19 protein-coding genes are annotated in these 17,514 nt (G+C 74.4%); 13 read left to right on the forward strand and 6 right to left on the reverse strand.

The window, feature by feature from the left end; translation table 11 throughout:
* Positions 1-22 precede the first annotated feature (22 nt).
* Together rpsI and glmM are read left to right on the forward strand one after the other, a co-directional pair.
* Complete coding sequence (rpsI, locus tag VE546_RS00705) at positions 23-535, forward strand: 30S ribosomal protein S9 (protein ID WP_324916539.1); 513 nt, start codon at positions 23-25, stop codon at positions 533-535.
* A gap of 237 nt (positions 536-772) precedes the next feature.
* Positions 773-2,131, forward strand: a complete 1,359-nt coding sequence (gene glmM / locus VE546_RS00710; RefSeq protein ID WP_324916542.1) for a phosphoglucosamine mutase — start codon at positions 773-775, stop codon at positions 2,129-2,131.
* 131 nt (positions 2,132-2,262) lie between these two features.
* Here the strand turns inward: glmM and coaA are convergent, their stop codons facing one another.
* Positions 2,263-3,309, reverse strand: a complete 1,047-nt coding sequence (coaA, locus tag VE546_RS00715; RefSeq protein ID WP_324916545.1) for a type I pantothenate kinase — start codon at positions 3,307-3,309, stop codon at positions 2,263-2,265.
* Positions 3,310-3,461: 152 nt separating this feature from the next.
* Here coaA and VE546_RS00720 point away from each other — a divergent pair, with 152 nt between their 5' ends.
* The 8 genes from VE546_RS00720 (at position 3,462) to VE546_RS00755 (ending at position 10,917) form a co-directional block, all read left to right on the forward strand.
* Positions 3,462-3,698 (forward strand): hypothetical protein, encoded by a 237-nt coding sequence (locus tag VE546_RS00720; RefSeq protein ID WP_324916548.1) that lies wholly within the window; start codon positions 3,462-3,464, stop codon positions 3,696-3,698.
* A 36-nt stretch (positions 3,699-3,734) separates the two neighbouring features.
* Positions 3,735-5,582, forward strand: coding sequence for a glutamine--fructose-6-phosphate transaminase (isomerizing) (gene glmS, locus VE546_RS00725; RefSeq protein ID WP_324916551.1), 1,848 nt, complete (start codon positions 3,735-3,737; stop codon positions 5,580-5,582).
* A gap of 31 nt (positions 5,583-5,613) precedes the next feature.
* A complete protein-coding gene (locus VE546_RS00730) occupies positions 5,614-5,982 on the forward strand; it encodes a holo-ACP synthase (protein WP_324916553.1) in 369 nt (122 codons plus the stop codon).
* Between the two features lie 40 nt (positions 5,983-6,022).
* On the forward strand, positions 6,023-7,534 hold the full coding sequence (locus tag VE546_RS00735) for an NAD(P)H-hydrate dehydratase (RefSeq protein WP_324916555.1): 1,512 nt from the start codon (positions 6,023-6,025) through the stop codon (positions 7,532-7,534).
* 89 nt (positions 7,535-7,623) lie between these two features.
* The gene (gene alr, locus VE546_RS00740; RefSeq protein ID WP_324916557.1) at positions 7,624-8,799 is read left to right on the forward strand and encodes an alanine racemase; all 1,176 of its coding nucleotides are present in this window, start codon (positions 7,624-7,626) and stop codon (positions 8,797-8,799) included.
* A gap of 7 nt (positions 8,800-8,806) precedes the next feature.
* Entirely contained in the window at positions 8,807-10,066 is a 1,260-nt protein-coding gene (locus VE546_RS00745; protein ID WP_324916560.1) for an alpha/beta hydrolase, read from the forward strand.
* Positions 9,957-10,556 (forward strand): tRNA (adenosine(37)-N6)-threonylcarbamoyltransferase complex ATPase subunit type 1 TsaE, encoded by a 600-nt coding sequence (tsaE, locus tag VE546_RS00750; protein WP_414720365.1) that lies wholly within the window; start codon positions 9,957-9,959, stop codon positions 10,554-10,556. The genes VE546_RS00745 and tsaE overlap by 110 nt, the downstream gene beginning before the upstream one ends.
* Before the next feature lie 130 nt (positions 10,557-10,686).
* Positions 10,687-10,917, forward strand: coding sequence for a hypothetical protein (locus tag VE546_RS00755; protein WP_324916565.1), 231 nt, complete (start codon positions 10,687-10,689; stop codon positions 10,915-10,917).
* A 49-nt stretch (positions 10,918-10,966) separates the two neighbouring features.
* On the opposite strand, the gene VE546_RS00760 is transcribed toward VE546_RS00755, so the two are convergent.
* From VE546_RS00760 to VE546_RS00770, 3 genes are all read right to left on the reverse strand, one after another.
* Complete coding sequence (locus VE546_RS00760) at positions 10,967-11,494, reverse strand: DUF6328 family protein (protein ID WP_324916567.1); 528 nt, start codon at positions 11,492-11,494, stop codon at positions 10,967-10,969.
* 101 nt (positions 11,495-11,595) lie between these two features.
* A complete protein-coding gene (locus tag VE546_RS00765) occupies positions 11,596-12,390 on the reverse strand; it encodes an SDR family oxidoreductase (RefSeq protein WP_324916570.1) in 795 nt (264 codons plus the stop codon).
* 109 nt (positions 12,391-12,499) lie between these two features.
* Positions 12,500-13,069: a hypothetical protein gene (locus VE546_RS00770; RefSeq protein WP_324916573.1), complete on the reverse strand. Its 570-nt coding sequence runs from the start codon at positions 13,067-13,069 to the stop codon at positions 12,500-12,502.
* Between the two features lie 106 nt (positions 13,070-13,175).
* On the opposite strand from VE546_RS00770, the gene tsaB reads away from it, so the two are divergent.
* Genes tsaB through tsaD form a run of 3 tightly spaced genes read left to right on the forward strand, consistent with a single transcriptional unit; the run spans position 13,176 to position 15,479 of the window.
* A complete protein-coding gene (gene tsaB / locus VE546_RS00775; RefSeq protein ID WP_324916576.1) occupies positions 13,176-13,847 on the forward strand; it encodes a tRNA (adenosine(37)-N6)-threonylcarbamoyltransferase complex dimerization subunit type 1 TsaB in 672 nt (223 codons plus the stop codon).
* Between the two features lie 50 nt (positions 13,848-13,897).
* On the forward strand, positions 13,898-14,389 hold the full coding sequence (gene rimI, locus VE546_RS00780) for a ribosomal protein S18-alanine N-acetyltransferase (RefSeq protein ID WP_324916678.1): 492 nt from the start codon (positions 13,898-13,900) through the stop codon (positions 14,387-14,389).
* Positions 14,382-15,479 (forward strand): tRNA (adenosine(37)-N6)-threonylcarbamoyltransferase complex transferase subunit TsaD, encoded by a 1,098-nt coding sequence (tsaD, locus tag VE546_RS00785; protein WP_324916579.1) that lies wholly within the window; start codon positions 14,382-14,384, stop codon positions 15,477-15,479. Before rimI ends, tsaD begins: the two co-directional genes overlap by 8 nt.
* Here the strand turns inward: tsaD and VE546_RS00790 are convergent.
* Both VE546_RS00790 and adh read right to left on the reverse strand, forming a co-directional pair.
* The gene (locus VE546_RS00790; RefSeq protein WP_324916582.1) at positions 15,470-15,910 is read right to left on the reverse strand and encodes a DUF779 domain-containing protein; all 441 of its coding nucleotides are present in this window, start codon (positions 15,908-15,910) and stop codon (positions 15,470-15,472) included. The genes tsaD and VE546_RS00790 overlap by 10 nt on opposite strands.
* Positions 15,910-17,427, reverse strand: a complete 1,518-nt coding sequence (gene adh, locus VE546_RS00795) for an aldehyde dehydrogenase (protein ID WP_324916585.1) — start codon at positions 17,425-17,427, stop codon at positions 15,910-15,912. The genes VE546_RS00790 and adh overlap by 1 nt, the downstream gene beginning before the upstream one ends.
* Between the last annotated feature and the right edge of the window lie 87 nt (positions 17,428-17,514).

The raw sequence follows: 17,514 nt of genomic DNA on the forward strand, positions 1-17,514 counted from the left end.
TGAAGAGAAGCTGAGGAGAACCGTGGCCGAGACCACTCCCGAGACCCCGATCGAAGAGGTCGAGGACGTCGAGCACTACACCACCGAGACGCCCGAGGGCGTCGAGGAGTACACCACCGAGTCGCTGGCCTCCCGCTTCGGGGAGCCGCAGCCGGCCGCCGGCACCGGGCGCCGCAAGAACGCGGTCGCCCGCGTTCGTATCGTGCCGGGCACCGGTCAGTGGAAGATCAACGGTCGCACCCTGGAGTCGTACTTCCCGAACAAGGTGCACCAGCAGGAAGTCAACGAGCCGTTCAAGGTTCTGGAGCTGGAGAACCGCTACGACGTCATCGCCCGCATCAACGGCGGCGGCGTCTCCGGCCAGGCCGGTGCCCTGCGCCTGGGCGTGGCCCGTGCGCTGAACGAGGCGGACGTGGAGAACAACCGCGGTCCGCTGAAGAAGGCGGGCTTCCTGACCCGCGACGCCCGCGCCGTCGAGCGCAAGAAGGCCGGTCTGAAGAAGGCCCGCAAGGGCACCCAGTACAGCAAGCGCTGATCCAGGCCGCGCCGGCCGGCATGCCTGGTATCCGCTGATGAGCGCCCCGACAGCACCGCCACGGTGCGTCGGGGCGCTCGTCTTGGGACCGGTCGCGCCCGGATCGGGGCGCCCGGTGGGGTGGCCGGGGGCGCACCGGACGCGCGGTCGTGCCGCATCCGCGGCCAAGGGGCGTATATCTGGATGAATCGGGCCCGATCGGGCCCAGTGTCAGCTTGGAAACTCGGAGGAACCACGGTGGGACGACTCTTCGGTACGGACGGTGTGCGCGGGGTCGCCAACGCCGACCTGACCGCCGAAATGGCGCTCGGTCTGTCGGTCGCGGCGGCGCACGTGCTCGCCGAGGCGGGTACGTTCGCGGGCCATCGACCGGTGGCGGTGGTCGGACGGGATCCGCGTGCGTCCGGGGAGTTCCTGGAGGCCGCCGTGGTGGCCGGACTGGCCAGCGCGGGCGTGGACGTGCTGCGGGTGGGCGTGCTGCCGACCCCGGCCGTGGCGTACCTGACCGGCGCCCTCGGCGCCGACCTGGGCGTGATGCTGTCCGCCAGCCACAACCCCATGCCGGACAACGGCATCAAGTTCTTCGCCCGCGGCGGCCACAAGCTGGCCGACGAGCTGGAGGACCGCATCGAGCAGGTCTACCGCGAGCACGCCTCCGGCGAGCCCTGGGACCGGCCGACGGGCGCCGGCGTGGGGCGCGTGAAGGGGTACGACGAGGGCTTCGACAAGTACGTCGCGCACCTGGTCGGCGTGCTGCCCAACCGGCTCGACGGGCTCAAGGTCGTCATCGACGGCGCGCACGGCGCGGCGGCGCGGGTCTCCCCGGAGGCGTTCGCGCGGGCGGGCGCCGAGGTGGTCACCATCGCCACCGAGCCCGACGGGCTCAACATCAACGAGGGCTGCGGCTCCACGCACCTGGAGGGCCTGCGCGCGGCCGTCGTCGAGCACGGCGCCGACCTGGGCGTGGCGCACGACGGCGACGCCGACCGCTGCCTGGCCGTGGACGCCGCCGGCAACGAGGTCGACGGCGACCAGATCCTCAGCGTCCTGGCCCTGGGGATGAAGGAGGCCGGCACGCTGCGGAAGAACACCGTGGTGGCGACGGTGATGTCCAACCTCGGGTTCAAGCTCGCCATGGAACGCGAGGGCATCGAGGTGCTCCAGACGGCGGTCGGCGACCGCTACGTGCTGGAGGAGATGAAGCGCGGCGGCTACTCGCTGGGCGGCGAGCAGTCCGGGCACGTGATCGCCCTGGACCACGCCACCACCGGCGACGGCACCCTGACCGGTCTGCTGCTGGCCGCGCGGGTGGCCGCCACCGGCCGGCCCCTGGCGGAGCTGGCGGGCGTCATGGAGCGCCTGCCGCAGGTGCTGATCAACGTGCGGGACGTGGACAAGACCCGGGTCACCTCCTCGGCCCGGCTGGCCGCGGCCGTGAGCGAGGCCGAGCGGGAACTGGGCGACACCGGCCGGGTGCTGCTGCGCTCCTCCGGCACCGAGCCGCTGGTGCGGGTGATGGTCGAGGCCGCCGACCTGGAGCAGGCCCGCGCGGTGGCCGAGCGGCTGGCCGACGAGGTCAAGTCCGCGCTGGGCTGACGCGCCGCGCGTCCGGTGCGGACAGCGGGGGCGGCCGGCGGCCGCCCCCGCTGCCGCTTTTCCGCACGACCGGGCCCGTAGCCCGTACGCCGTCGCGCCGCCGCCGGACGGGCGTCTGACGGTCCGTCCGGTCAGAGCTTGCGCAGCGAGAGGCGCTGGACCGTGTGGTCCGGGCCCTTGCGCAGGATGAGGCTGGCCCGGCCCCGGGTCGGGGCGATGTTCTGCTCCAGGTTCGGCAGGTTGATCGTGCGCCAGATCCCGCGCGCGTAGTCCAGCGCCTCCTCCTCCGACACCTGGGTGTACCTGCGGAAGTACGAGGACGGGTCCTGGAAGGCCGTCTCGCGCAGCTTGCGGAAGCGGTCCAGGTACCACCGCTCGATGTCCTCGGTGCGCGCGTCGACGTAGACGGAGAAGTCGAAGTAGTCGGCGAGCGCGAGCCGGGTGCGGCCGTCCTTGCCGGGCAGGGCGGGCTGGAGGACGTTCAGGCCCTCCACGATGAGGATGTCGGGGCGGCGCACGGTCAGGGTCTCGCCGGGGACGATGTCGTAGATCAGGTGCGAGTAGACGGGGGCGGTGACCTCCTCCCGGCCCGCCTTGACGTCCGCCACGAAACGGGTGAGCGCGCGGCGGTCGTACGACTCGGGGAAGCCCTTGCGGGACATCAGTCCGCGCCGTCGCAGCTCCGCGTTCGGCAGCAGGAACCCGTCCGTGGTCACCAGCTCCACGCGCGGGGGCCCGTCCCCGGCGGCACCTCCCGGCGCGGTCCGGGGGCGGGCGAGCAGCGCCCGCAGCAGCCGCGCGACCGTGGACTTGCCGACCGCCACGCTGCCCGCGACCCCGATCACGAACGGCGTTCCGCGCTGGGCGCCCTGGCCGGTGCCCGCGTCGCCGAGGAAGGTGTTGAGCGCGCCGCGCAGCCCGTGGACGGCGCCGACGTACAGGTCGAGCAGCCGGGCCAGCGGCAGGTAGACGTCCCGCACCTCGTCCAGGTCGATGACGTCGCCGAGTCCGCGCAGCTCCTCCACCTCCGCGGCGGTCAGCGTCAGCGGGGTCCTCTCGCGCAGCGCGCTCCACTCGGCGCGCGAGAGGTCGACGAAGGGGCTCGCGTCGGAGCGGGCGCGGCGCTGCGGCGGCGCGGCGGCAGAAGGGGCGGCGGCAGAAGGGGCGGCGGTGGACACTGGCCCATTGTGGGGGCGCGCGACCGGGCCCACGCCGGGAGAAGCGTGTGATCAGCAGCACAGGCGGCGGGGTGTACGCGGCGGTCCCGCACCGGTACGTTGACCGCATTCGCACGCTTGTCCCTGTGTGTCCCTGTTCCGAAGGATGCCGCATGCCGTCGCCGTTCCGGCGCTTCCGCGCAGCCCGCCGCCGCCCCGCCGCCGAGACCGGGGCCGCCGCCGCCCGGGTGTGGGCGGAGCTGGTCGAGGAACTGCCCGAGGAGGATCTGGGCGAACACCCGCGCGACGCACTGGAGTTGTACCGGACGGGCAGCAAGCCGCACGGCGAGGAGGCGGAGTACCTGGAGCTCGTCCGGGACGCCGCCGACCGAATAGCGCGAGGGCGCTGACAGCCATCCCGCCCACCGCCCTTTAGGCTGCATCGCATGTGCGGAATCGTTGGTTATGTGGGAGGGCAGTCCGCCCTCGACGTCGTCATCGCGGGACTGAAGCGGTTGGAGTACCGCGGTTATGACTCGGCGGGCGTTGCCGTTCTCGCCGACGGCGGCCTGGCCGCCGCGAAGAAGGCCGGGAAGCTGGGCAACCTCGGCAAGCTGCTGGACGAGCGCCCGCTGCCCAGCGGATCCACCGGCATCGGCCACACCCGCTGGGCCACGCACGGTGGACCGACCGACGCCAACGCGCACCCCCACCTGGACAACTCCGGGCGGGTCGCGGTCGTCCACAACGGCATCATCGAGAACTTCGCCGCGCTCCGCGCCGAACTGGCCGAGCGCGGCCACGAACTGGCCTCGGAGACCGACACCGAGGTCGTGGCCCACCTGCTGGCCGAGAACTTCTCCTCCTGCGGCGACCTGGCCGAGGCGATGCGGCAGGTGTGCCGCCGCCTGGAGGGCGCCTTCACCCTCGTCGCGGTGCACGCGGACGAACCGGACACGGTGGTCGGCGCCCGGCGGAACTCGCCGCTGGTGGTGGGGGTCGGCGACGGCGAGAACTTCCTCGCCTCCGACGTCGCCGCGTTCATCGCCCACACCCGCGAGGCGATCGAGCTGGGCCAGGACCAGGTCGTGGAGCTGAAGCGGGATCAGGTGACGGTCACCGACTTCGACGGCGCCCCCGCCGACGTCCGCACCTACCACGTGGACTGGGACGCCTCGGCCGCCGAGAAGGGCGGCTACGACTACTTCATGCTCAAGGAGATCGCCGAGCAGCCCAAGGCGGTCGCCGACACCCTCCTGGGCCGGATCGACGAGTCCGGCATGCTGACCCTGGACGAGGTGCACATCCCCGACCACGTGCTGCGCGAGGTCGACAAGGTCGTCATCGTGGCCTGCGGCACGGCCTTCCACGCCGGGATGATCGCCAAGTACGCCATCGAGCACTGGACGCGCATCCCCTGCGAGACGGAGCTGGCCAGCGAGTTCCGCTACCGCGACCCGATCCTGGACCAGCGCACGCTGGTCATCGCCATCAGCCAGTCCGGCGAGACCATGGACACCCTGATGGCGCTGCGCCACGCCCGCGAGCAGGGCGCCAAGGTGCTGGCCATCTGCAACACCAACGGCTCGACGATCCCCCGCGAGTCCGACGCGGTGCTCTACACCCACGCCGGCCCGGAGGTCGCGGTCGCCTCCACCAAGGCGTTCCTGACCCAGCTCGTCGCCTGCTACCTGGTCGCCCTCTACCTGGGCCAGGTGCGGGGCACCAAGTGGGGCGACGAGATCGACTCGGTGATCCGCGAGCTGTCCGAGATCTCCACCCAGGTGGAGAAGGTCCTCGGCACGATGGAGCCGGTGCGGGAGCTGGCCAGGAACCTGGCCGACAAGAACACCGTGCTCTTCCTCGGCCGCCACGTGGGCTACCCGGTGGCGCTGGAGGGCGCGCTCAAGCTCAAGGAGCTGGCGTACATGCACGCCGAGGGCTTCGCCGCCGGAGAGCTCAAGCACGGCCCGATCGCCCTGATCGAGGAGGACCTGCCGGTGGTGGTGGTCGTGCCGTCGCCGCGCGGCCGGTCCGTCCTGCACGACAAGATCGTCTCCAACATCCAGGAGATCCGGGCCCGGGGCGCGCGGACCATCGTCATCGCCGAGGAGGGCGACGACGCGGTCGTGCCGTACGCCGACCACCTGGTGCGCATCCCCGCCACGCCCACCCTGCTCCAGCCGCTGGTGGCCACCGTGCCGCTCCAGGTCTTCGCCTGCGAGCTGGCCACGGCCCGCGGCAACGAGGTGGACCAGCCGCGCAACCTGGCCAAGTCGGTGACGGTGGAGTGATCCGGGGCGCCCGGAGGACGGCGGTCCACCCGTGATCATCGGGGTGGGGATCGACGTCGCCGAGATCGACCGCTTCGCCGCCGCGCTGGACCGCACCCCGCAGCTCGCCGACCGGCTGTTCGTGCCGGCGGAGCTGCACCTGCCCGGCGGCGGGCGGCGCGGGGTGGCCTCCTTGGCGGCACGCTTCGCCGCCAAGGAGGCCCTGGCCAAGGCCCTGGGCGCCCCCGGCGGACTGCTGTGGACGGACGCGGAGGTGGTGACCGCCGACAGCGGGCAGCCGTCGCTGCGGGTGCGCGGCACGGTCGCCGCCCGCGCGGCCGAGCTGGGGGTGCGGCGCTGGCACGTGTCGCTCAGCCACGACGCCGGGGTGGCGTCCGCGGTGGTGGTGGCGGAGGGGTGACCCGGGCGTGACGGCGGTGGCGCGCGGTCACACTGGGGGCATGAGAGATGCCTACAGCGTGCAGACCGTACGGGCCGCCGAACGGGAACTGATGGCACGTCTGCCGCCGGGGACGCTGATGCGGCGCGCCGCCGCCGGGCTGGCCGCGGCCTGCGCCGGGCTGCTGGGACGGACGTACGGCACCCGGGTCGTGCTGCTCGTCGGCAGCGGCGACAACGGCGGCGACGCGCTGTTCGCCGGGGCGCTGCTGGCCCGGCGCGGCGCCGGGGTGACCGCCGTGCTGCTCGACCCGGAGAAGGCGCACGGTGCCGGGCTCGCCGCGCTGCGGGCGGCCGGCGGCCGGGCCGTGGCGGCGCCCTCGGCCGTACTGGAGGGCGTGCCCGCCGACGTCCCCGCCCTGCTGCGGCGGGCCGACCTCGTCGTGGACGGCATCGTCGGCATCGGCGGCCGCGGGGGCCTGCGGCCCGACGCGGTGGAGGTCCTGGGGCTCGTCCAGGACGCCGGGGTGCCCGTCGTCGCCGTGGACCTCCCCAGCGGCGTGGACGCCGACACCGGCGAGGTGCACGGCGTGGCGGTGCGGGCGGCGGCGACGGTGACCTTCGGCGCCCACAAGCCGGGGCTGCTGGTCGACCCGGCGCGCGAGTACGCCGGGGCGGTGCGGCTGATCGACATCGGCCTGGGCCCGTACCTGGCGGCGGCCGGGCCGGTGGTCAGCGCCCCGCAGCACGCGGACGTGGCCGCGCTGCTGCCCCGCCCGGCGGCCGGGAGCGACAAGTACCGGCGCGGCGTGGTCGGGATCGCGGCGGGCTCCGGGCGCTACCCGGGCGCGGCCGTGCTCGCCGTGGCGGGCGCGCTGCGCGGCGGCGCGGGGGCCGTGCGGTACGCGGGGCCCGCGGCGGACGCGGTGATCGCCCGCTTCCCCGAGACGCTGGTCTCCGCCGGCCCGCCCGCGGCGGCGGGCCGGGTGCAGGCGTGGGTCGTCGGCCCCGGCCTGGGCGACGGGCCGGACGCGCGGGAGACCGTGCGCGAGGTGCTGGCCTCGGACGTACCGGTGCTGGTGGACGCCGACGGGCTGCGGCTGATGGACGCCGGGCAGGTCCGGGGGCGTACGGCGCCGACGCTGCTCACCCCGCACGCCGGGGAGGCGGCGGCGCTGCTCGGCACGGCGCGCGAGGAGGTCGAGGCGGCACGGCTGGCGTCGGTGCGGGCGCTGGCGGAGCGGTACGGGGCGACGGTGCTGCTCAAGGGCTCGACCACGCTGGTCGCCGCGCCGGGCGGGGACGGCACCGGCGGCGCCCCGGTGCGGGTCAACCCCACCGGGACCGGCTGGCTGGCGACGGCCGGGAGCGGCGACGTGCTCTCCGGACTGGCCGGCTCGCTGCTGGCCGCCGGGCTGGCGCCCGCGGACGCGGCGACGGCGGGCGCGTACCTCCACGGCCTCGCGGGCCGGCTGGCGGCACCGCTGACCAGTGCGCTGGACGTGGCGGCCGCCCTGCGGCGGGCCTGGCGGGACGTCGCGGACGGCACGGGCGGCCCGGGGAGCGCGCGCTGAGGCCCGGTCCGACGCGCGTCCGGGCCGCGCGCGTCCGGGCCGGGTGAGTCCGGGCGGGCACCTGAGACACTGAGGGCGATATGGACGCCATGAACGAACCCCCCGCCCCCCGCGCGGCGCCGCGGCCCCGCCCGGACCACCGGGTCGTCGCCGAGGTGGACCTCGCCGCGCTGCGCGGCAACGTCCGCGCGCTGCGGGAGCGGGCATCCGGAGCCGACCTGATGGCCGTGGTGAAGTCCGACGCGTACGGCCACGGGATGGTCCCGTGCGCCCGCGCCGCGCGCCAGGCCGGGGCGACCTGGCTGGGGACGGCCACCCCCGAGGAGGCCCTGGCGCTGCGCGCCGCCGGGGACCGGGGCCGGGTGCTGTGCTGGCTGTGGACGCCCGGCGGGCCCTGGCGCGAGGCCGTCGAGGCGGACATCGACGTGTCGGCGAGCGCGCCGTGGGCGCTGGAGGAGATCGCGGACGCCGCCCGCGCCTGCGGCCGTACCGCCCGGGTGCACCTGAAGGCCGACACCGGGCTGGGCCGGGGCGGCTGCCAGCCCGCCGACTGGCCCGGGCTGGTCGCCGCCGCCCGCGCCGCCGAGAAGGAGGGCACGCTGAAGGTCGTCGGCCTGTGGTCGCACTTCGCCTGCGCCGACGAGCCCGGCCACCCGTCCATCGCCGCGCAGCTCGCCGCCTTCCACGAGGCCCTGGCCGTCGCCGCCCGGGCCGGGCTCGACCCGGAGGTGCGGCACATCGCCAACTCGCCCGCCACGCTCACGCTCCCCGAGGCGCACTTCGACCTGGTGCGCACCGGGGTCTCGGTCTACGGCCTCTCGCCCTCGCCCGAGGTCGGCACGCCCCAGGACTTCGGGCTGCGCCCGGTGATGACCCTGCGCGCCCGCCTCGCCCTGGTCAAGCGGGTGCCGGCCGGGCACGGGGTGAGCTACGGCCACCACTACACCACCCCCGGCGACACCACCTTGGCCCTGGTCCCGGCCGGCTACGCCGACGGCATCCCCCGGCACGCCTCCGGCTGCGGGCCGGTGCTGGTGGCGGGGAAGTGGCGGACGGTCGCCGGACGGGTGGCCATGGACCAGTTCGTGGTGGACCTGGGCGGGGACACGGCCGAGGCCGGGGACGAGGCGGTCCTCTTCGGCCCCGGCGACGGCGGCGAGCCCACGGCCGAGGACTGGGCGCGGGCGGTGGGCACCATCGCGTACGAGATCGTGACCCGGATCGGCGTCCGGGTGCCGCGCGTCCACCTGAACGCGGACGCGTGACCCGGGCATGACCGACACGGCCGGCCGGGGGTGGGTGCGCCGCGCGGGAATCGCCGGCGCGGCGCTGGGCTTCGCCGCCGCCGGGGTCGCCGCGGGCGTGGCCGTCGAGCGGCTGACGGTGCACCGCGCCGTACGCCGCAGGGCCCGGCTGGCCCTGGACGCCGAGGACCCGTACGGCTCGCTGCGCGGTACCCCGGGCCGGGCCACGGCCGACGACGGCACGGAGCTGTACTACGAGACCGACGACCCGGGCGGGACCGACGGCGGGAACGGAGACGGGAACGGGGACGGGAACGCGGCCGGGGCGCCCACGGTGGTGTTCAGCCACGGCTACTGCCTCGGGCAGGACGTCTGGCACTTCCAGCGCGCCGCCCTGCGCGGCTCCGCGCCCACCACGCCCCCCATGCCCGCCCTGCGCGCCGTCTACTGGGACCAGCGCGGCCACGGCCGGTCCGGACGCGGCCGGACCGGGGTGCCGGTGACCATCGACCGGCTCGGACACGACCTGAAGGCGGTGCTCGACGCCGCCGTGCCCGAGGGGCCGGTCGTCCTCGTCGGGCACTCCATGGGCGGCATGACGGTGATGGCACTGGCCGCCCTGTACCCGGAGTACGTCGCCGAGCGCGTGGCCGGCGTGGCGCTCCTGGGCACCTCGGCGGGCGGGCTGACGGAGGTGACGTACGGGCTGCCCGCCGCCGGGGCCCGGGCGCTGCGGCGGCTGGCCCCGGGCGTGCTGAGGACGCTGGCGGCGCGGGCCGACCTGGTCGAGCGGGGCCGGCGGGCCACCGCGGACCTCTTCACGGGCCTGGTCAAGCGGTACTCGTTCGGGGAGCGCGACATCGACCCCGGGGTGGCGCGCTTCGCGGAGCGGCTGATCGAGTCGGTGCCGGTCGACGTGGTCGCGGACTTCTACCCGGCCTTCGCCGAGCACGAGAAGACCGCCGCGCTGGCCGCCTTCGACGGCGGACGGCCCGCGCTGATACTCACCGGCGACCGGGACCTGCTCACCCCGCGCGAGCACAGCGAGGCGATGGCCGCGGTGCTGCCCGACGCGGACCTGGTGGTCGTGGAGGGCGCCGGGCACCTGGTGATGCTGGAGCGGCCCGGGCTGGTCGGCGACCGACTGGCCGAGCTGCTGACGCGTACCATCCACAACCATGGACACACCGCACCACCCGACCGCGGAGACGGCCCCCGGCACCCGTCCGGGGAGCAGCCCGGGAAGCACCCCGGGGACCGCCGTACGGATCGTCGTCGACACCCCTGACCGCATGCGGGAGACCGGACGGAGGCTGGCCCGGCTGCTGCGGCCCGGCGACCTCGTCCTGCTCACCGGGGAGCTGGGCGCCGGCAAGACCACCCTGGCCCGGGGACTGGGCGAGGGCCTGGGCGTGCGCGGTGCGGTCACCTCGCCGACCTTCGTCATCGCCCGGGTGCACCCCCCGCTCGGGGACGGCCCCCCGCTGGTGCACGTGGACGCCTACCGGCTCGACGGCGGTCTGGAGGAGATGGAGGACCTGGACCTGGACGTGTCGCTGCCGGATTCGGTGGTGGTCGTGGAGTGGGGCGAGGGCAAGGTCGAGGAACTCTCGGAGGACCGGCTGCACGTGTTCATCGAACGGGCCGTGGGGACGGCCCCGGCCGGGGCCGCGGCGGACGGCGGCCCGGAGGACCACGACGTGCGGACGGTGACGGTGACCGGGATCGGCGCGCGCTGGACCGGGGAGGACCTGTCCGTCCTGGAGGCTCCGGCGTAAGGCCGCGCGCCACGTTCCGACACGGTGTCGGCAAGATGTTGCGCGCGGCGGCCCCGGCGTGGTCACATGGAGGACAGGACGTGGTTAGGCATGCCTAACCACTCTCGCCCCAGGAGCCACGGGAGGATCCATGGAGGCCCACGAACGGGAGCCCGAGCCCACCGCTGGGAGCGAGTCCGCCCCCGCGCCGTCCGGCGTCCGGGCCGACCACGCGGCGGCGCACCGCGGACCGTCCCCGGGGTGCGGTCCGGTGCCGATGAGCGAGCTGCTGGCCTCGTGCGCCGCGGCCGACGCGGTCTCGACGCCCCCTGCCCACGGGCGGCGCGAGGGCGGCGACGGCTCCGGGGCCGCGGCGGCCTGACGCCCGCCCCCGCGCCGCCCGGCGGCCGGGGCGGCCCCGCCGGTCGGGCTCACCGGCTGCCGGCCCCGCCCCGGGTGTGGCGGGCCCAGGCGGGCAGCAGGAACCAGCAGGCCACGAACCACAGGAAGAGCGCGCCGACGATCCACCACGCCATGCCGTTGTGCAGCACCACGCGCAGGATCAGCAGCAGCGCGCAGGTGACGGTGCACAGCAGCAGGACCAGCCCGGTGATGGTGAGCCGGGAGGCCCACTCCACCGTCTGGGGCTTCATCTGGTGCCCGGTGACGAAACGGTGCAGGGCGACCGGGGCTATCAGCGTGCCGGTGGCCGCCGACCCCAGCGCGACCGTGACGACGTAGATGGTGCGGTCCGCCGCGCCGAGGTCCTCGAAGCGCTCGGTGAAGGCGACGCTCAGCAGGAAGCCGAGCAGGATCTGAATGCCCATCTGGGCCACCCGGACCTCCTGGAGCAGCTCCGTCCACCGGCGGTCGGCGCGCTCCTTCTCGGTCTCTCTGCGTTCCGTCAGGACCTGCTGTTCCCCGGCCCTTTCGGCGGTCTTCTCTGTCTCCAGTGCCACTGCTTCCGCCCCTCCGGCCGTGCGCTCACCGCACGCTCACCTCTGTCGATGTGAAGCGTTTGTTCGGTTGAAAGCGGACGTAAACGTGATGGGCCGTGAGGTCAGGGGAGGATCGCGTCGACGTAGCCGCCGTCGACGCGGACGGCGCCGCCCGTCGTCGCCGATGCCAGCGGCGAGCTGAGGTAGACGACCATGTTGGCGATCTCCTCCGGCTCGATCAGCCGCTGGAGCAGCGACTGCGGCCGGTGTTCGCGCATGAAGGCGCGCTGCGCCTCGTCCCAGGGCAGGTCCCGGCCCACCAGCTCGCGGACGAACTCCTCCACCCCGCCGGTGTGGGTCGGGCCGGCGAGGACGGAGTTCACGGTGACGCCGCTGCCCGCCACCTCCTTCGCCCAGCCCCGGGCGACGGCGAGCAGCGCGGTCTTGGACATGCCGTAGTGGATCATCTCCACCGGCGTGACGACGGCCGAGTCGCTGGCGATGTACTGCACGCGCCCCCAGGACCGTCCGACCATGCCGGGGACGTACGCGCGCGTCAGGCGGACGGCCGACAGGACGTTCACCTCGAAGTAGCGCCGCCACTCGTCGTCGGTGATCTCCAGGGCGGGCCGGGGGCCGAAGATGCCGAGGTTGTTGATCAGGATGTCGACGTCGGGCAGGGCCTCGGCCACGCGCGCCGCGCCGTCCTCGGTGGTGATGTCGGCGGCGACCTCCACGATCTCCGCGTCCGCCACCTGCCCGCGGATCCGCCCGGCGGCCGCCGCGACGGACGTCGGCGTGCGGCCGTTGACCGCGACCCGGGCGCCGGCCCGGGCCAGGCCGGTGGCGATCGCCGCCCCGATTCCTCCGGTGGAACCGGTGACCAGTGCCGTCCTGCCCGTGAGATCGATGCGCATCCGCTCCGCCTTCCTTCGGTGCTGTCTCCCCCGTCCTGCTTCCGCACTCTTCCCGAAGAACGGAACGGCAAAGCCGACCCAAAACGGTCAGGATCAACCACAGGATCTATCAGGGGACGACGACGACCTTGGTCCCGAGCGTCGCGAACCGCCACATCGCCTCGCCGTCCGCGGCCCGCTCGCGGATGCCGCCCGTCCCCTGCCGCGGCGGCCCCTCGGGCAGCGAACCGTCCACCGCCGCGCTGAACCCGACCACGACCCCGTTCACCTGCGTGAACAGCACCACATGGGCCACCGGCACCCCGTCGCTTCCGGTGACGCGCTCGCTGCGGGAGGACACGCTGTACTCGCCCGGCGGCGGGTCCACCGCGCCGGGGACGACCTCGTAGGTCCGGGTGACCCTCTCGTTCGCGCCCACCAGCCAGACCCGGCGGCTGCCCAGGGAGTAGACGACGCGCTCGCCGGTGCCCGAGCCGGGCGGCAGCGCGGTCCGCTCGCGCCTCTCGCGCTCCTTCTTCTCCGCGCCGGGGGAGGGGGAGGCCGACGCCGCGGGCTTGCGCGCGGTGTCGGAGCCCCGCCGGTCCTGCGCGGCGTCCGCCTGGTAGGCCAGGAATCCGACGACGGCGAGGGCTGCCGCGGTCAGCCCGGCCACGACCGCTCCCGCGCTGCTGCGTGCCACCGTCTCGTCCGCCTCCCGCGCTCCGGTCTCCGACCGGTCTGATCGTACGCTGACCGTAGCAGCAGCCGTGGAGCCGCGGGGTCCCGGCGGGCCGTACGCTAAAAGCGTGCTGCTGCTCGCTCTTGACACCGCCACCCCCGCCGTCACCGTCGCCCTGCACGACGGCGAGCGCACCCTTGCCGCCGCGGACGAGGTGGACGCCCGCCGCCACGGCGAACTGCTGCTCCCGGCCGTCGACCGCGTCCTGGCCGCGGCGGGCGCCGGACTCGGCGACGTGACCGGCATCGTCGTCGGCGTCGGCCCGGGCCCCTACACCGGGCTGCGGGTCGGCCTGATGACGGCGACGACCATCGGGGCCGCCCGGGACATCCCCGTGCACGGCCTGTGCACGCTGGACGGCATCGCGTACGCCGCCGGGACCGCCGGGCTGGAGGGCCCCTTCACGGTCGCCACCGACGCCCGCCGCAAGGAGGTCTACTGGGCCCGCTACGCCGACGCCCGCACCCGCCTGGGCGACCCGGCCGTGGACCGCCCGGCCGCGATCGCCGAGCTGGTCGAGGGCGTCCCCGCGGTGGGCGCGGGGGCACGGCTGTACGCGGACACCTTCACCGGCGTGCGCCACGACCTGCCCGAGCACGCCTCGGCCGCCGCGCTGGCGGCGCTGGCCGCCGAGAGGCTGCGGGCCGGCGGCGACGGCTTCCTGCCGCCCCTGCCGCTGTACCTGCGGCGGCCGGACGCGAAGGTGCCCGCGAACTACAAGGTGGTCACGCCCCGGTGATCGAGGCCGCCCCCGCCGTCCCCGCCGCGCACGAGACCGTCCTGCGCGAGATGCGCTGGTGGGACATCGAACCGGTGCTGGAACTGGAGAAGGACCTGTTCCCGCACGACGCCTGGTCGCCCGCCCTGTTCTGGTCCGAGCTCGCCCGGGCCCGCGGCCCGCGCGCCTCCCGCCGCTACCTCGTCGCCGAGGCCCCCGACGGGCGCATCGTCGGCTACGGCGGGCTGGCCGCCGCGGGCGGCACCGGCGACGTCCAGACCATCGCCGCCGCCCGCGACCACTGGGGCACCGGCCTCGGCGCCCGCCTGCTCACCGGCCTCCTGACCGCCGCCACCGACTTCGAGTGCCGGGAGGTCCTGCTGGAGGTCCGGGTGGACAACGTCCGCGCCCAGCGCCTGTACGAACGCTTCGGCTTCGAGGTGATCGGCCTGCGCCGCGGCTACTACCAGCCGGGCAACGTGGACGCCCTCGTGATGCGCCGCCCGGCCGACGCGGCCGATCCAGCCGACCCGACGGAACACCAAGGAACGACCCATGGCTGACGAACCCCTGGTCCTCGGCATCGAGACCTCCTGCGACGAGACCGGCGTGGGCATCGTGCGCGGACGCACCCTGCTCGCCGACGCGGTGGCCTCCAGCGTGGACGAGCACGCCCGGTACGGCGGCGTGGTGCCGGAGGTCGCCAGCCGCGCCCACCTGGAGGCGATGGTCCCCACCATCGAGCGCGCCCTGAAGGAGGCCGGGGTCGCCGCGAGCGACCTCGACGGCATCGCCGTCACCGCCGGGCCCGGCCTGGCGGGCGCGCTGCTCGTCGGCGTCTCGGCCGCCAAGGCGTACGCCTACGCGCTGGGCAAGCCGCTGTACGGCGTCAACCACCTCGCCTCCCACATCTGCGTCGACCAGCTCGAACACGGCGCGCTGCCCGAGCCGACCATGGCCCTGCTGGTCTCCGGCGGCCACTCCTCGCTGCTGCTGTCGGCCGACATCACCTCCGACGTACGGCCGCTGGGCGCGACCATCGACGACGCGGCGGGCGAGGCCTTCGACAAGGTCGCCCGGGTGCTGAACCTCGGCTTCCCCGGCGGCCCGGTGATCGACCGCTTCGCCCGCGAGGGCGATCCGGAGGCCATCGCCTTCCCGCGCGGCCTCACCGGTCCGCGCGACGCGCCGTACGACTTCTCCTTCTCCGGCCTGAAGACCGCCGTCGCCCGCTGGATCGAGGCCAAGCGGAACGCGGGCGAGGAGGTGCCGGTCGCGGACGTCGCGGCGTCCTTCCAGGAGGCGGTCGTCGACGTGCTGACCCGCAAGGCGGTCCGCGCCTGCAAGGACGAGGGCGTGGACCACCTGATGATCGGCGGCGGCGTCGCCGCCAACTCGCGGCTGCGCGCCCTGGCCGAGGAGCGCTGCGAGGCCGCCGGGATCACCCTGCGGGTGCCGCGCCCGAAGCTGTGCACCGACAACGGCGCGATGGTCGCGGCCCTGGGCGCCGAGATGGTCGCCCGGGGCCGCGCACCCTCCGACTGGGACCTGTCGGCCGACTCCTCCCTGCCGGTCACCGAACCGCACGTGCCGGGCGCGTCCCACGCGCACGACCACGCGCACGGGACGGACGGGGAGAACCTCTACGGCTGACCGCCCGGCCCGCCGTCCGCCTCGCCCGTCCCGTCCGTACCGGCGCCCGTCGGCAGCGGCGGCTCCTCGGCGATGCGCTCCAGCTCCTCGTCGGTGAGCAGCCGGGAGCGGATCAGGAACCGCACGCCCTCCGGCGCCTCCAGGGAGAAGCCGCTGCCCCGGCCGGTCACCACGTCGACGGTGAGGTGGGTGTGGCACCAGTACGCGTACTGGTCCGCGCTCATCCAGAACGGGGTGTCACCGGCCACGTGGCCGAGCAGGACGTCCGAGGCCCCGACCCGGAACTCGCCGCGCGGGTAGCACATGGGAGCGCTGCCGTCGCAGCAGCCCCCGGACTGGTGGAACATCAGCGGTCCGTGCCGGGCGGCCAGCCGCCGCACCAGGTCCTCGGCGGCCGGGGTGAGCTCCACTCGCCTGGTGCGGGCGGCCATCAGAAGAAGCCCAGCTTCTTCGGCGAGTAGCTGACCAGCAGGTTCTTGGTTTGCTGGTAGTGGTCCAGCATCATCTTGTGGGTCTCGCGGCCGATCCCGGACTTCTTGTAGCCGCCGAAGGCCGCGTGGGCCGGGTAGGCGTGGTAGCAGTTGGTCCACACCCGTCCCGCCTTGATCTCCCGGCCGAGGCGGTAGGCGGTGTTGCCGTCCCGGGACCACACGCCGGCCCCGAGCCCGTACAGGGTGTCGTTGGCGATCTTCAGGGCCTCGTCGACCGAGTCGTAGGTGGTGACGGAGACGACGGGGCCGAAGATCTCCTCCTGGAAGATCCGCATGTCGTTGGTGCCGCGGAAGATCGTCGGCTCGATGTAGTAGCCGTCCTCCAGGCCGGTCACGGTGCGGGGACCGCCGCCGGTGAGCAGCTCGGCGCCCTCCTTCCGGCCGATGTCGAGGTAGGAGAGGATCTTCTCGTACTGGTCGTTGCTGGCCTGGGCGCCGATCATGGTGGCCGGGTCCAGCGGGTCCCCCTTGACGATGGCCTCGGTGCGCTCGACGCAGCGGGCCATGAACTCGTCGTAGATCGACGAGTGGATCAGGGCCCGGGACGGACAGGTGCACACCTCGCCCTGGTTGAGCGCGAACATCACGAAGCCCTCGACGGCCTTGTCCAGGAACTCGTCGTCGGCCGCCATCACGTCCGGCAGGAAGATGTTCGGGCTCTTGCCGCCGAGCTCCAGCGTGACGGGGATGATGTTCTCGCTCGCGTACTGCATGATCAGCCGCCCGGTGGTGGTCTCGCCGGTGAAGGCCACCTTGGCCACGCGCGGGCTGGACGCGAGCGGCTTGCCCGCCTCGACGCCGAAGCCGTTGACGACGTTGAGCACGCCCGGCGGAAGCAGGTCGGCGATCAGCTCGACCACCAGCAGCAGGCTGACGGGGGTCTGCTCGGCCGGCTTGATGACCACGCAGTTGCCGGCGGCCAGCGCGGGCGCCAGCTTCCACGCGGCCATCAGGATCGGGAAGTTCCACGGGATGATCTGGCCGACCACGCCGAGCGGCTCGTGGAAGTGGTACGCGACGGTGTCGGCGTCGATCTCGGAGATGCCGCCCTCCTGGGCGCGGACGACCCCGGCGAAGTAGCGGAAGTGGTCCACGGCCAGCGGGATGTCGGCGGCCAGCGTCTCGCGTACCGGCTTGCCGTTCTCCCAGGTCTCGGCCACGGCGATCTTCTCGAGGTTCTCCTCGATCCGGTCCGCGATCCGGTTCAGTATGTTGGCCCGCTCCGTGGTGGAGGTGCGGCCCCACTGCCCGGCGGCGGCGTGGGCGGCGTCCAGGGCCAGCTCGACGTCCGCGGCGGTGGAGCGGGCGGCCTCGCAGAAGACCTTGCCGGTCACCGGCGAGACGTTCTCGAAGTACCGGCCCTCCGCGGGGGCGACCCAGTCACCTCCGATGAAGTTGTCGTACCGGCGGGCGAAGCTGACGATGCTGCCGTCGGTTCCTGGCTGCGCGTACACCATGGCGGCTCTCCTCGGTGGATGGCAGGGGGTCGGTACGGCGGCCGGGCCGCCGTGACGCGGTTCACTCTGACTCCGCGAGGTTGGCGC

This window comes from Streptomyces sp., assembly GCF_035644915.1.
GTDB lineage: Bacteria > Actinomycetota > Actinomycetes > Streptomycetales > Streptomycetaceae > Streptomyces.

What these genes read in the sequence shown, in the direction of transcription:
- VE546_RS00720 (WP_324916548.1), top strand. Translation starts at nt 3,462, where the DNA reads ATGCCGTCGCCGTTCCGGCGCTTCCGCGCAGCCCGCCGCCGCCCCGCC.
- VE546_RS00755 (WP_324916565.1), top strand. Translation starts at nt 10,687, where the DNA reads ATGGAGGCCCACGAACGGGAGCCCGAGCCCACCGCTGGGAGCGAGTCC.
- tsaD (WP_324916579.1), top strand. Translation starts at nt 14,382, where the DNA reads ATGGCTGACGAACCCCTGGTCCTCGGCATCGAGACCTCCTGCGACGAG.
- tsaE (WP_414720365.1), top strand. Translation starts at nt 9,957, where the DNA reads ATGGACACACCGCACCACCCGACCGCGGAGACGGCCCCCGGCACCCGT.
- alr (WP_324916557.1), top strand. Translation starts at nt 7,624, where the DNA reads ATGAACGAACCCCCCGCCCCCCGCGCGGCGCCGCGGCCCCGCCCGGAC.
- adh (WP_324916585.1), bottom strand. Translation starts at nt 17,427, where the DNA reads ATGGTGTACGCGCAGCCAGGAACCGACGGCAGCATCGTCAGCTTCGCC.
- VE546_RS00790 (WP_324916582.1), bottom strand. Translation starts at nt 15,910, where the DNA reads ATGGCCGCCCGCACCAGGCGAGTGGAGCTCACCCCGGCCGCCGAGGAC.
- VE546_RS00765 (WP_324916570.1), bottom strand. Translation starts at nt 12,390, where the DNA reads ATGCGCATCGATCTCACGGGCAGGACGGCACTGGTCACCGGTTCCACC.
- VE546_RS00735 (WP_324916555.1), top strand. Translation starts at nt 6,023, where the DNA reads ATGAGAGATGCCTACAGCGTGCAGACCGTACGGGCCGCCGAACGGGAA.
- rimI (WP_324916678.1), top strand. Translation starts at nt 13,898, where the DNA reads ATGCGCTGGTGGGACATCGAACCGGTGCTGGAACTGGAGAAGGACCTG.
- glmS (WP_324916551.1), top strand. Translation starts at nt 3,735, where the DNA reads ATGTGCGGAATCGTTGGTTATGTGGGAGGGCAGTCCGCCCTCGACGTC.
- VE546_RS00745 (WP_324916560.1), top strand. Translation starts at nt 8,807, where the DNA reads ATGACCGACACGGCCGGCCGGGGGTGGGTGCGCCGCGCGGGAATCGCC.